Raw genomic sequence first — 12844 nt, 5'->3', positions numbered from 1 at the left:
AGATGGAGCGCCTTGAGGGGGAGGCGCCGCGTGGCACCGACGGAGGACACAGGCGACCGTGGACGCGCAAGGCCCTGGCGGGGCGGGTGACTTCGACCCAGCCGATCAGTGGGTGTTCGACCCGAATACGGGCAACTACGAGCTGCGGCTGAATCCCGCCGAGACATCGGCGGACGACACCACGGAGCTGCGACGGGTCTCCAGATCATCGAGCGATGACGACGCCACCGGCTCCGAGCCCAGGGGACGCCGCCGCGCGGCCAAACGGGAGGCGGAGAAGGAGAAGGCGACGGGCCCGGTCAGCCGTCGCAAGCCGAAGCCGAAGAAGTCGAAGACGAAGAAGGCGCTCTACTGGGGCAGCGGCACCCTGGCCTTCCTGCTGGTGGGCGGTTCGGCCGCGGCGTACTTCGTCTATCAGCACCTGAACAACAACATCAGCAAGGTGGACGTCGGCGAGAACAACGCCGCGGTCTCCGACGGCCCGATGAACATCCTGCTGATCGGCACCGACCGCCGGGACGGCAAGGGGAACGAGGGCTACGGCGACGCGGGCAGCGTCGGCCACGCCGACACCACCCTGCTGTTCCACGTCTCCGCGGACCGGTCGAACGCGACGGTGCTGAGCTTCCCGCGCGACATGATCACCGACATCCCGGACTGCACCGTGAAGGAAGACGGCAAGGAGAAGACGATCCCGGGTGAGGAGGAGGTGCGGTTCAACACCAGTCTGGGGCAGGAGGGCCGCAACCCCGGCTGCACCTGGCAGACGGTGGAGAAGATCACCGGCCTGAACATCAACCACTTCATGATGGCCGACTTCAACGCGGTCAAGGAGATGTCCACGGCGGTCGGCGGGGTGGACATCTGCCTCGGCAAGGACATCAACGACCCCAAGTCGCACCTGAACCTGAAGAAGGGGCGGCACACGGTCAAGGGCGAGCAGGCCCTGGCGTTCGTCCGGACCCGGCACGCCGTCGGCTTCGGCGGCGACCTGGACCGGATCAAGCTCCAGCAGCAGTTCCTGAGCTCGCTGATGCGCAAGATGAAGGCCAGCGGGACGCTCTCCAGCCCGGGCAAGATGTGGGACCTGGCCCAGACCGCCACCAAGGCGCTCACCGTGGACACCGGGATCGGCACCGTCTCCAAGCTGGCCTCGCTGGGGAAGAACCTGAGCAAGGTCGATCTCAAGAACGTCACCTTCGCGACGGTTCCGGTCGTCGACAACACCGACGGTGCGACCGTGCTGCTCGACAAGACCAAGGCCGAGCCGCTCTTCTCCATGGTCCGGCAGGACGTCTCGCTGACCGAGGTCAAGAAGAAGGAGAAGGCGGCCAAGGACAAGCAGGCGGCGCGGCTCAAGGGGCCGAAGGCCGATCCCGCCGACGTCCGGGTCAAGGTGCTCAACGGCAGCGGCCAGTTCGGCGCCGCCCAGGAGACCGTCGACTGGATGCAGAACACCGAGGGGATGTCCCGCACCAGCAACGGCGGAAACGCTCCGTCAGAGCTGAAGAAGACGACCCTGGAGTACGCTCCCAACCAGGCCGACCAGGCGCGTCGGCTGGCCGACAGCATGGGGCTGCCCGCCTCCGCCATGAAGGAAGGCACGAAGGACGCCGAGCCGATGGCGGAGATGACCTTGACGCTGGGCGCGGACTTCAAGGGCGCCGGCACACCGATCTCCGCCCCGTCGAAGGCGCCGAAGGACATTCAGAGGGTTGAGGCCGACGACAAGGACGTCTGCGCCAAGTGACCGTCGCCGGCCAGCGGATCCACCCTCGTCCATCGGGCCGGACGACCGAGAGACAGCGGGGAGGGCCCGATGCGGCAGAGCGGTGTGCGGGGGGAAAGAGGGCGGCAGGCCACCGTTCCCGAACCGCGTGAGCACGGTGAGGACGACAGCCCGCCGGAAGGGGAGGGCCCCGCGTCGCACGGCGCGGGGCGCCGGGCGGGCGGTCAGGGGCGGCCGAAGCGGAGCCGCGGGGTGCGGATCCTGCGCTGGACCGCCCTGACGCTGGCCGTGCTGGTGCTCGGCGCGGCCGGCGCCGGATACTTCTACTACGAACACCTGAACGGCAATCTGAAGAAGGAGGCTCTGGACCTCGGCGACAGCAAGATCGGCAAGCCCGAGCCGAACGCCGCCGGACAGACCCCCCTCAACATCCTGCTCATCGGCTCCGACAGCCGGAACACCGCGGAGAACGTCAAGCTGGGCGGCGCCAAGCAGGACGCGGACCGCAAGCCGCTGGGCGATGTCCAGATGCTGGTGCACGTCTCGGCCGACCGCGGCAACATGTCGGTGGTCAGCATCCCGCGCGACACCCGGGTGACCATCCCCCAGTGCACCGATCCGCACGACGGCACGGTGTATCCGAAGACCGAGGGAGCCATCAACCAGTCGCTCCAGCACGGCGGCCCGGGCTGCACGGTCGCCACCTGGAAGGAGCTCACCGGCGTCTACATCGATCACTTCATGATGATCGACTTCTCCGGAGTGGTCTCCATGGCGGACGCCATCGGCGGCGTCCCGGTGTGCGTGGACGACAACGTCTACTCCCATGACAGCAAGGGCCATGGCTCCGGTCTGAAGCTGACCAAGGGCACCCACAACGTCAAGGGCGTCCAGGCCCTCCAGTGGCTGCGCACCCGCTACGGCTTCGAGGACAACAGCGACATCGGCCGGGCCAAGGCCCAGCACATGTATATGACGTCGATGATCCGCCAGCTCAAGTCGGGCACCAAGCTCAGCGACCCGGGCAAGCTGATGGACCTCGCGGAGGCCGCCACCGACGCGCTGACCGTCGACCACGGCCTCGGCACCGTCAAGAAGCTGTACGACCTGGGCAATGACCTCAAGCGGGTGCCGACCAAGCGCACCACCATGATCACCATGCCCTGGGAGTACGGCGGCGGCGGGGAGTACGTGCTGCCCAAGCCGGGCGACGCCGAGCAGACCTTCTCGCTGCTGCGCAACGACATCAGCCTGGACGGCAAGGACAAGAAGAAGCCGGACGCCACCCCGGCACCCACCGCGCCCAAGGATCAGATCCCGGTGGTGGTGCAGAACGGCACCGCCAGCACGGTCCTCGGGCCGGTCTCCGGCCGGGCCGCGGTCATCACCTCCGAGCTGGCGCGGCTGGGCTACGCCAAGGCCACCGCGAACACGGTGCTCATCTCGCAGGCCGACACCACCGTCCTCTACCCGGACGAGCCCCGGCAGGGCGACGCCCTGGCCGTGGCCAAGGCGCTGAAGCTGCCGAAGTCCGCGGTGAAGTCGTCGAAGTCGGTGCGGGAGGTCACCCTGGTGGTCGGCAACGACTGGCGCGAGGGCACCGCCTATCCGAAGGCGTCGGTGGACGACGGCGACAAGACGCCCAAGAGCGCGGACGCGCTCAACGGCGAGGAGAAGGGCTGTATGAAGATCAACCCGGGCTACACCTTCTGACGCCACCCCAAGGCGCCCTCGTCACGGCACGCCGGAGGGGCCGGACCCGATGCGGGTCCGGCCCCTCCGGCGTACGTGGCGTACGTGGCGTACGGGCGCGGCTACGGCGCCATGACCGCCGGGCGGCGGCTGGCGATGACCTTCTTGGCGAGCGACCGCGGGCTGGTCAGAAAGCCCCAGCCCCATGACATGTGCATGGTCGCGAGCGCCACCGGGATCCGCAGCCGGGCCGCCACCGGAAGCCCCTTGCCCGCGGGGAGCGAGCCCGCGACGATCGCGGCCAGATAGCCGCCGGGGATCACGAAGCCCCACGGGGTGACGGCCGCGCCCGCCACGATGCCCGCCGCGATGGCGACGACGGCGGTCGGCGGGGCGAGATAGCGCAGGTTGATCGAGCCCTGGTGGAAGCGGGCCACGACATGGCGCCAGCGGCCGTAGTCCTTGTACTGCTTGGCCAGGGCCCGCACGCTCGGCCGCGGCCGGTAGGAGACCTTCAGCTCGGGCGAGAACCAGATCAGCCCGCCGGCCTCGCGGATCCGGAAGTTCAGCTCCCAGTCCTGGGCGCGGATGAACTCCTCGTTGTACCCGCCCTGCCGCTCCAGCGCCTCGCGCCGGAAGACGCCCAGATAGACGGTCTCGGCGGGGGCCGCCTCACCACCGGTGTGGAAGGCCGCGTTGCCCACCCCGATCTTGGAGGTCATGGCGGCGGCGACGGCCTTCTCCCAGTCGTTCTCCCCCTCGGCGTGCATGAGCCCGCCGACGTTCTGCGCGCCGGTCTCCTCCAGGAGCCGTACGGCGGTCGCGATGTAGTCGGGCGAGAGCATGCCGTGGCCGTCGACCCGGACCACCACCGGATGGCGGGACGCCTTGATCGCCGCGTTCAGGGCGGCGGGGGTGCGGCCCGTGGGGTTGGGGACCGTATGCACCCGGGGGTCCTCCGCCACCAGTTCGGCGGCGATCTCGTCGGTGCGGTCCGTGGACGGGCCGAGCGCGATCACCACCTCCATCTCACCGTCGTACTCCTGCTCCAGGATGTGCCGCACGGCATTGCGCAGATGGCGTTCCTCATTGAGCACCGGCATGATCACGGAGACGGCCGGGAGCTGATGCGGGGGCATGGCACCTCGGGGTTCGGGGGCCGGGCCCCAGGAGACTGGGGGCGGGGCCCCAAAGGACTGCGGTTTCCGGGCCACGGTACCGCGAATGGGGGACGCCGGAACGCGCCGCCCGGGTGGCAGCGCCCCGTACCGGCGGCGTGGGGCCGTCAAGGCGATCGTCGTATGGGCCTACGGTGAGGCGGTTCCGCCCAGCCCGCCGAAGTCACGGAGGTCCCCTTCAGTGAGTGCACCGGCCCGATCGCCGCGCCCCCGCGCCCGCCGCCCCCGCTGGGGGCTGCGGCTGGCCACGGGCGGCGCCTGTCTGGTGCTGGCGGTCAGCGGCATCGGGCATCTGCTGGTCAGGGAGCTCGAATCCGGGATCCACCGGGTGGATGCCTTCGGCGGCCTGGACAACCGGCCGAAGACCACCGGCGGGGGCGTCACCTTCCTCGTGGTCGGCACGGACGGACGGGAGAAGATCACGCCTCGGGAGAAGGCGCTGTACCGGCTGGGCGGAGCCCCCTGCCGCTGCACCGACACGATCATGCTGATGCATCTGTCGGGCGACCACCGCCGGGTCAGCGCGGTCAGCCTGCCCCGCGACTCGTACGCCAGGATCCCCGCGTACACCGACGCCACCGGCAAGAGCCATCCGAGCCATCCGCGGAAGCTCAACGCCGCGTACGCCGAGGGCGGGCCGAGCCTGACCGTGCGCACCGTGGAGCATCTGACCGGCGTCCATGTCGACCACTACCTCGAGGTGGACTTCACCAGCTTCATGAAGACGGTGGATGTGCTCGGCGGGGTGAAGATCTGCACCGCGCGTCCGCTCAAGGACGACCACACCGGTCTTGACCTGCCGGCCGGCACCCATGTCCTGAACGGCGGCCAGGCCCTGCAGTACGTCCGCTCCCGGCATGTGGACGGCACCTCCGACCTGGGCCGGATCCAGCGGCAGCAGCGCTTCCTGGCGGCTGTGGTCCACCAGATCACGGCCGGGGGCATCCTGCTCAACCCGGTGCGGTTCAACCGGGTGGCCGGTGCCCTGCTGGGCTCGGTCCGCGCCGACCACGGCTTCAGTGCGGAGGACATGGTCGCCCTGGGGCGGGCGATGAGCGGGGTCACCCCCGCGTCCTCGGAGTTCGCCTCGGTCCCGGTGGTGCTGCCCGGCGTTCCGGTGAAGGGGGCCGGCTCCACGCTCCGCTGGGACCGGGCCAAGGCCGAGCGGCTCTTCACCACCCTCCGCGAGGACCGGCCGCTCGTCGCCCACCGCCCGAAGCGTGTCCGGGCCACCCCGGTGGACGTGGACCCGGCCCGGGTCCGGGTCCACGTGCTCAACGGCACCAATACGACGGGGCTCGCCCGCCGCGCGGACCGCGCGCTGCACGCCACCGGCTTCGCCACCACCGGCTCCCCCGCCGACGCCGCGACGCCCGACGTCCGGCACACGGTGATCGCGTACGACCCCGTCTGGGGCCGCTCGGTGCGCTCGCTGGCGGCCGCGCTGCCCGGGGCCCGGCTGAAGCCGGTGGTCGGGCAGGGCGCGGTGATGCAGGTCACGGTCGGCGCGGACTACAAGGGCGTACGGCCGGTGCGGGTCGAGGCGCCGAAGACCGACACCGCCGGGTTCGGGGCCGTCACCGGCGACGAGGTCGTCTGCCCCGAGGGCGGCGCCACCCGCTCCCTCTGACCCCGGGGGTCACCGCCGGTCGGCGCCCTCGGTGGCGTCGTCGGCGCGCCCGGCGGTGCGCTGGGCGCGGAGTTCCTTGATCGCGCGGCGCCGGGCCAGCCGGTGGGTGCGGCGGATCTCGGCCTCCTGGTAGCGCCGCTTGTCCCGTTCGCTCTCCGGGATGACCGGGGGCACGGGCCGGGGCTTGCCGTCGGCGTCGACGGCGGCGAAGACCAGATAGGCGCTGCCGACCTGGGTGGCGGGCGTGGACTCGTTCCACCGCTCGGCCAGCACCCGCACCCCGATCTCCATGGAGGACCGGCCGGTCCAGTTGACCTGGGCCTTCACATGGACGAGGTCGCCGACTCTGACCGGTTCGAGGAAGGCCATCTCGTCCATCGACGCGGTGACCGCGGGCCCCTCGGAGTGGCGTCCGGCGACCGCTCCGGCGGCGTCGTCCACCAGCTTCATGATCACGCCGCCGTGGACGGTACCGAGGAGATTGGTGTCACTGCCGGTCATGATGTGTGACAGCGTGGTACGAGAGGCGGAGGTGGGCTTTCCCGGAAGCTCCGGTTCCGCACCCTGGGCCTGTTTGGTCATGTCGTCCACCTTATGCGGACCAGATTCTTATCAGGTCTGCAACAGCCGTGCCGCGATCCTGCCCCCGGCCTGTAATGCGACCCACCCGACCAGGCACACTGCCTTGCATGAGCGAATGGCCCCAGGGATGGTCCGGCGACGGTAGCGGCCGGTACGGACGTGGTAGCGGCAGCGCCGAGCCGGAGGGGGCTCGTGCCATGCCGCAGGTGAGGCGCACGGCGCCTGGAGCGGGCGGTCCGCCGCCCTACGACGAGCCCCCACTGCCGCCCGACCTCTCGCCCCGCGGCACCGTTCCGCGGCAGCAGGCGTCCCAGGGCTATGACGACTACGACGACGGTTACAACACCGGTCAGGTCTACGGCCGCGGCAACGGCGGACCGGGCGGCGACCACGGCGGCCCCGGTGGTCCCGGCGGCCCCGGCCCGCGTCCGGTGAGGCCGAAGAACTGGAAGCGCCGGATAACCATCGGCCTGGTCACCCTGATCGTCCTGCTGCTCGCCGTCGGCATCGGCACCTACTTCTGGGCCGACTCCAAGCTCCGCCGCGAGGTCGACCTCAGCAAGGTCGAGGACCGGCCGGGCGGCGGCAAGGGCACCAACTACCTGATCGTCGGTTCGGACAGCCGCGAGGGCATGTCCGACGAGGACAAGAAGAAGCTGCACACCGGCTCGGCCGACGGCCGCCGCACCGACTCCATGATCCTTCTCCATGTCGGTGAGAACGGCAACACCATGGTCAGCCTCCCGCGTGACTCCTGGGTCACCATCCCGGCCTTCACCGGCTCGGAGAGCGGCAATCGGATCCCGCAGAGCCAGAACAAGCTGAACGCCTCGTACTCCTCCGAGGGCCCCGGACTGCTGGTCCGCACGATCGAGTACAACACCGGTCTGAAGATCGACCACTACGCGGAGATCGGCTTCGACGGCTTCGCCAACCTCGTGGACGGCGTCGGCGGCGTCGACATCGACATCCCGCAGGACATGAAGGACAAGAAGTCCGGCAATGACCTGAAGAAGGGCAAGCAGACGCTGAACGGCCAGCAGGCGCTCGCCTTCGTCCGGCAGCGCTACGGCCTCGCGGGCGGCGACCTGGACCGCACCAAGAACCAGCAGAAGTTCCTGTCCGCGCTGGCCAACAAGGCGGCCTCGCCGAGCACGATCATGAACCCGTTCAAGCTCTACCCGACGATGGGCGCCGGCCTGGACAACCTGGTCGTCGACAAGGACATGAGCCTGTGGGACGTGAAGGACATGTTCTTCGCGATGAAGAGCGTCTCCGGCGGCGACGGCAAGCAGATGAACATGCCGATCTCCAACCCCGGCCTGGCCACCTCCAAGGGCAGCGCGGTGCAGTGGGACATGGCCAAGGTCAAGCAGCTGATGGGCGAGCTGAAGAACGACGACAAGGTCACCGTCTCCAGCAACTGATCCGGACCACAAAAGACCGCTGCCGGACCCGTCGGGCCCGGCAGCGGTCTTTTGTCCTTCGAGGACTACGGAAGGTTGCGCGCCATCACGATGCGCTGGACCTGGTTGGTGCCCTCGTAGATCTGCGTGATCTTGGCGTCACGCATCATCCGCTCGAGCGGGTAGTCACGGGTGTAGCCGTAGCCGCCGAGTAGCTGGACCGCGTCCGTGGTGATCTCCATCGCGGCGTCGGAGGCGTAGCACTTGGCCGCGGCGCCGAAGAACGTCAGGTCCTCCTTGCCGCCGCCGAGGGACACCCGCTCGGACCGGGCCGCCGCCGCGTACGTGAGCTGCCGGGCGGCCTCCAGCTTCATCGCCATGTCGGCGAGCATGAACTGGACGCCCTGGAAGTCGCCGATCGGCTTGCCGAACTGCTTGCGCTCCTGGACGTACCCCTTGGCGTAGTCGAGCGCGCCCTGGGCGATGCCGAGGGCCTGGGCGGCGATGGTGATCCGGGTGTGGTCGAGGGTCTTCATGGCGGTGGCGAAGCCGGTGCCCTCGGCGCCGATGATCCGGTCGGCGGGGATGCGGACGTTGTCGAGGTAGACCTCGCGGGTCGGGGAGCCCTTGATGCCGAGCTTCTTCTCCGGGGCGCCGAAGGACACGCCCGGGTCGGACTTCTCGACGACGAAGGCGGAGATGCCCTTGGAGCGCTTCTCGGGGTCGGTGACGGCCATCACCGTGTAGTACTCGGAGACCCCGGCGTTGGTGATCCAGCGCTTGACGCCGTTGAGCACGTAGAAGTCGCCGTCGCGGACCGCCTTGGTCTTCATCCCGGCGGCGTCCGAGCCCGCGTCCGGCTCGGAGAGGCAGTACGAGAACATCGCGTCGCCCTTGGCGAGCGGGGCCAGGTACTTCTTCTTCAGCTCCTCGGAGCCGGAGAGGATGACCGGCAGCGAGCCCAGCTTGTTGACCGCGGGGATCAGGGAGGAGGAGGCGCAGACCCGGGCGACCTCCTCGATGACGATCACGGTGGCCAGCGCGTCCGCGCCCGAGCCGCCGTAGGACTCGGGGACGTGCACCGCGTGGAGATCGTTCGCGACCAGGGCGTCCAGCGCCTCCTGGGGGAAGCGGGCCTCCTCGTCGACCTCGGCGGCATAAGGGGCTATCTTCGCCTCGGCGAGAGAGCGGACGGCGTCCCTGAGCATGTCGTGCTCTTCGGACGGCCGGTACAGGTCGAAGTCGTATCCCGAGGACGCCAAGCCTCTCACTCCCCATTAGAGCGCTAACTACCGTTAAGTAACTGAATTCTAGGGGCGACGCCTCGGTAGGTATACGTGAGTTACCTGACAGAGTCGGCTGAGCCCGTACCGCGGTCCCGACTATGCTCAGGCACCGCATCTGCGATCGACCGTTCTGGAGCACTGCATGGCCCTCAAGATCACCGTGATCGGCACCGGCTACCTCGGCGCCACCCACGCAGCGGCCATGGCGGAGCTGGGCTTCGAGGTCCTGGGCCTCGACGTCGTGCCCGAGAAGATCGCGATGCTCACCGAGGGCCGGGTGCCGATGTACGAGCCCGGACTCGAGGAACTGCTGCGGCGCCACGTCGCGGGGATCGAAGGGGCCAGCGGGCGGCTGCGCTTCACCACCTCCTACGAGGAGGCCGGGGAGTTCGGCGACATCCACTTCATCTGTGTGAACACCCCGCAGAAGCACGGCGAGTACGCCTGCGACATGAGCTATGTGAACTCCGCGGTGGAGTCGCTCGCCCCGCATCTGCGCCGCCCCGCGCTGGTCGTGGGCAAGTCCACGGTGCCGGTGGGCAGCGCCGACCTGCTCGCCGCCCGGCTGGCCGAGCTGGCTCCCGTGGGGGCCGACGCGGAGCTCGCCTGGAACCCGGAGTTCCTGCGCGAGGGGTTCGCCGTCCAGGACACCCTGCACCCGGACCGGATCGTGGTCGGCGTCGCGGGCGACCGGGCCGAGAAGCTGCTGCGCGAGGTGTACCAGACGCCCATCGGCGAGGGCTCGCCCTTCGTGGTGACCGACTTCCCGACCGCCGAGCTGGTGAAGGTCGCGGCCAACTCCTTCCTGGCGACCAAGATCTCCTTCATCAACGCGATGGCCGAGGTCTGCGAGGCCGCGGGCGGCGATGTGGTCAAGCTGGCCGAGGCCATCGGCTACGACGAGCGCATCGGCAAGAAGTTCCTGCGGGCCGGGATCGGCTTCGGCGGCGGCTGTCTTCCGAAGGACATCCGGGCCTTCATGGCGCGCGCCGGTGAGCTCGGCGCCGACCAGGCGCTGACCTTCCTCCGCGAGGTCGACTCGATCAACATGCGGCGCCGCGGCCATATGGTCGAGCTGGCCCGCGAGGCCGTCGGCGGCGCCTTCCTGGGCAAGCGGGTCGCGGTGCTGGGCGCGACCTTCAAGCCGGACTCCGATGACGTCCGGGACTCCCCCGCGCTCAATGTGGCCGGTCAGATACAGCTCCAGGGCGCCCAGGTGACCGTCTTCGACCCCAAGGGCATGGAGAACGCCCGGGCCCTCTTCCCCACCCTCGCCTACGCCCCGAGCGCGGCCGCGGCGGCGGAGGGCGCCCATGCGGTGCTGCACCTCACCGAGTGGCGCGAGTTCCGGGAGCTGGACCCGGCGAGCCTCGGCGCGGTCGTCGCCGAGCGCCGCATCCTCGACGGGCGCAACGCGCTGGACCCCGACGTCTGGCGCGACGCCGGGTGGACCTACCGGGCGCTCGGGCGCCCGATGGCGTGAGGCTGCCGCAAGGCTCCTCGTTCGGCGGGTCCGGTCCGAGGCTCCCGTTCGGCGGGTCCGTTGTGACGCTCCCCGTTTGACGGGGCCCGTTCGGTCAACCCGGGACGGGACCCTAGGAGGAGCCATGGCCATCGCCAAGCTGGACGTCACCGCGATCGACTGCCCCGACCCCACCGCGCTCGCCCGCTTCTACCAGCAGGTGCTGGGCGGTGAGATCAAGAACGAGGGGAAGCCCTGGGTCGATCTGCACCTGCCCGACGGGGCCCGGCTGGCCTTCCAGGAGGCGCCCGGCTTCGTCGCGCCGAGCTGGCCGTCGGCGAAGGAGTCGCAGCAGTTGCACTTCGATCTGCGGGTGACCGATATGGCAGCGGCGCAGGAGCGGGTGCTGGCGCTGGGGGCCCGGGCGCTGGACCTCGACGACGAGGGCGGGAAGCGGGACTTCCGCGTCTTCGCCGACCCGGCGGGGCACCCCTTCTGCCTGATCCATCCCTGATCCGTTCCTGACTGGCCCATTATGCGCCTCAGGCGGCGTCCGTGGCGTCCAGTTGGTCGATCGTCGCGATGGACGGGCCGCGTGTGGTGCGGGCCGCGCGTGCCGCGTCCTCCGCGCCGCGCAGCGTACGGACCGCGTTCTGCCAGGTCAGCTTGGCCAGGTCGGCCGGTGACCAGCGGCGGTCGAGGAGCTCGGCCAAAAGGTTCGGATAGCCCGCGACATCGCCCAGGCCCTCCGGGGTGAAGGCGGTGCCGTCGAAGTCCCCGCCGATGCCGATGTGGTCGATGCCCGCCACCTCGCGCATGTGGTCGAGGTGGTCGGCGACGGTCGACACGGTGGCCATGGGTCGCGGGTTGGCCTCCTCGAAGGCGCGCTGCACCTTCATCGCGGCGGGCGTCATCTCCAGCGGATGCAGCCCGTGGGCGCGCATGTTCTCGTCCGCCTCCCGGGTCCAGGCGACCGCCTCGGGCAGCACGAACTTGGGCACGAAGGTGGCCATCGCCACGCCCCCGTTGGCGGGCAGCAGCTCCAGCACATCGTCCGGGATGTTGCGCGGATGGTCGCAGACGGCGCGCGCGGAGGAGTGCGAGAAGACCACGGGCGCCTCGGTCACGCGGAGCGCGTCCCGCATGGTGTCGGCCGAGACATGGGAGAGGTCGACGAGCATGCCCAGGCGGTTCATCTCGCGCACCACCTCCTCGCCGAAGCGGGTGAGGCCGTGTGCCTTCGGCTCGTCGGTCGCCGAGTCGGCCCAGGGGACGTTGTCGTTGTGGGTGAGCGTCATATAGCGCACGCCCAGGTCGTAGAGGGTGCGCAGGGTGGCCAGGGAGCAGTTGATGCTGTGGCCGCCCTCGGCGCCCATGAGGGAGGCGATCCGGCCCTCGGCCCGGGCCGCCTCCATGTCGTCGGCGGTGAAGGCTGGGCGCAGGTCGGTTGCGTACCGGTCGGTGAACCGGCGGACGACGTCGATCTGTTCAAGGGTGGCACTGACCGCCGTGTCGCCCTGGAAGTCGGAGCGCACGAACACCGACCAGAACTGGGCGCCTACGCCGCCGGCCCGGAGGCGGGGGAGGTCGGTGTGGGTGTACGCGGTGAGGTCGGCGGCCATGTCGCGCTGGTCGAGGTCGTAGCGGACCTGCTCGCGCAGGGCCCAGGGGAAGTCGTTGTGGCCGTCCACGATGGGGTGGGTGGCCAGCAGGTCGTGGGCTTGCGCGAGGTGATCGGTCATCCTCGTAGTTTCGTACGCGGGGCGGTGGAAGTCACGTGTTGTGGGGGCGCCTGCGGCGGGCTATGCCCCACCCCGCCCGTTCCCGAAACTGGGGACTCCGCCCCCAGCCCCCCGTTTTCGGGGGCTCCGCCCCCGGG

At 69.9% G+C, this 12844-nt stretch carries 10 protein-coding genes; 6 read left to right on the top strand and 4 right to left on the bottom strand.

Annotation, left to right across the window (positions count from 1 at the left end):
* Positions 1-58: 58 nt before the first annotated feature.
* Both ACZ6TD_RS28340 and ACZ6TD_RS28335 read left to right on the top strand, forming a co-directional pair.
* A complete protein-coding gene (locus ACZ6TD_RS28340; RefSeq protein ID WP_471342653.1) occupies positions 59-1750 on the top strand; it encodes an LCP family protein in 1692 nt (563 codons plus the stop codon).
* A 69-nt stretch (positions 1751-1819) separates the two neighbouring features.
* On the top strand, positions 1820-3442 hold the full coding sequence (locus ACZ6TD_RS28335) for an LCP family protein (RefSeq protein ID WP_471342651.1): 1623 nt from the start codon (positions 1820-1822) through the stop codon (positions 3440-3442).
* A 101-nt stretch (positions 3443-3543) separates the two neighbouring features.
* On the opposite strand, the gene ACZ6TD_RS28330 is transcribed toward ACZ6TD_RS28335, so the two are convergent.
* Entirely contained in the window at positions 3544-4560 is a 1017-nt protein-coding gene (locus ACZ6TD_RS28330; protein ID WP_471342649.1) for a glycosyltransferase family 2 protein, read from the bottom strand.
* A 220-nt stretch (positions 4561-4780) separates the two neighbouring features.
* Here ACZ6TD_RS28330 and ACZ6TD_RS28325 point away from each other — a divergent pair, with 220 nt between their 5' ends.
* Positions 4781-6229, top strand: a complete 1449-nt coding sequence (locus ACZ6TD_RS28325; RefSeq protein ID WP_471342648.1) for an LCP family protein — start codon at positions 4781-4783, stop codon at positions 6227-6229.
* Between the two features lie 9 nt (positions 6230-6238).
* Here ACZ6TD_RS28325 and ACZ6TD_RS28320 read toward each other — a convergent pair whose 3' ends face one another.
* Positions 6239-6811: an acyl-CoA thioesterase gene (locus ACZ6TD_RS28320; protein WP_138915309.1), complete on the bottom strand. Its 573-nt coding sequence runs from the start codon at positions 6809-6811 to the stop codon at positions 6239-6241.
* 107 nt (positions 6812-6918) lie between these two features.
* Between ACZ6TD_RS28320 and ACZ6TD_RS28315 the strand changes: the two genes are divergently transcribed.
* Positions 6919-8238 carry an LCP family protein gene (locus ACZ6TD_RS28315; protein WP_471342646.1) on the top strand — a complete coding sequence of 440 codons (1320 nt, stop codon included), beginning with the start codon at positions 6919-6921 and terminating at the stop codon, positions 8236-8238.
* A gap of 65 nt (positions 8239-8303) precedes the next feature.
* On the opposite strand, the gene ACZ6TD_RS28310 is transcribed toward ACZ6TD_RS28315, so the two are convergent.
* Positions 8304-9425 carry an acyl-CoA dehydrogenase family protein gene (locus ACZ6TD_RS28310; RefSeq protein WP_471358114.1) on the bottom strand — a complete coding sequence of 374 codons (1122 nt, stop codon included), beginning with the start codon at positions 9423-9425 and terminating at the stop codon, positions 8304-8306.
* A gap of 220 nt (positions 9426-9645) precedes the next feature.
* On the opposite strand from ACZ6TD_RS28310, the gene ACZ6TD_RS28305 reads away from it, so the two are divergent.
* Together ACZ6TD_RS28305 and ACZ6TD_RS28300 are read left to right on the top strand one after the other, a co-directional pair.
* Positions 9646-10986, top strand: coding sequence for a UDP-glucose dehydrogenase family protein (locus tag ACZ6TD_RS28305; RefSeq protein WP_471342644.1), 1341 nt, complete (start codon positions 9646-9648; stop codon positions 10984-10986).
* Between the two features lie 124 nt (positions 10987-11110).
* Positions 11111-11479, top strand: a complete 369-nt coding sequence (locus ACZ6TD_RS28300; protein WP_471342643.1) for a VOC family protein — start codon at positions 11111-11113, stop codon at positions 11477-11479.
* Positions 11480-11507: 28 nt separating this feature from the next.
* Here the strand turns inward: ACZ6TD_RS28300 and ACZ6TD_RS28295 are convergent, their stop codons facing one another.
* Positions 11508-12707 carry a dipeptidase gene (locus ACZ6TD_RS28295; RefSeq protein ID WP_471342641.1) on the bottom strand — a complete coding sequence of 400 codons (1200 nt, stop codon included), beginning with the start codon at positions 12705-12707 and terminating at the stop codon, positions 11508-11510.
* Between the last annotated feature and the right edge of the window lie 137 nt (positions 12708-12844).

It is taken from the genome of Streptomyces yongxingensis, assembly GCF_055597465.1.
The sequence above is the reverse complement of the archived record's forward strand: the minus strand, read 5'-3'. Positions and strand labels throughout refer to the sequence as shown.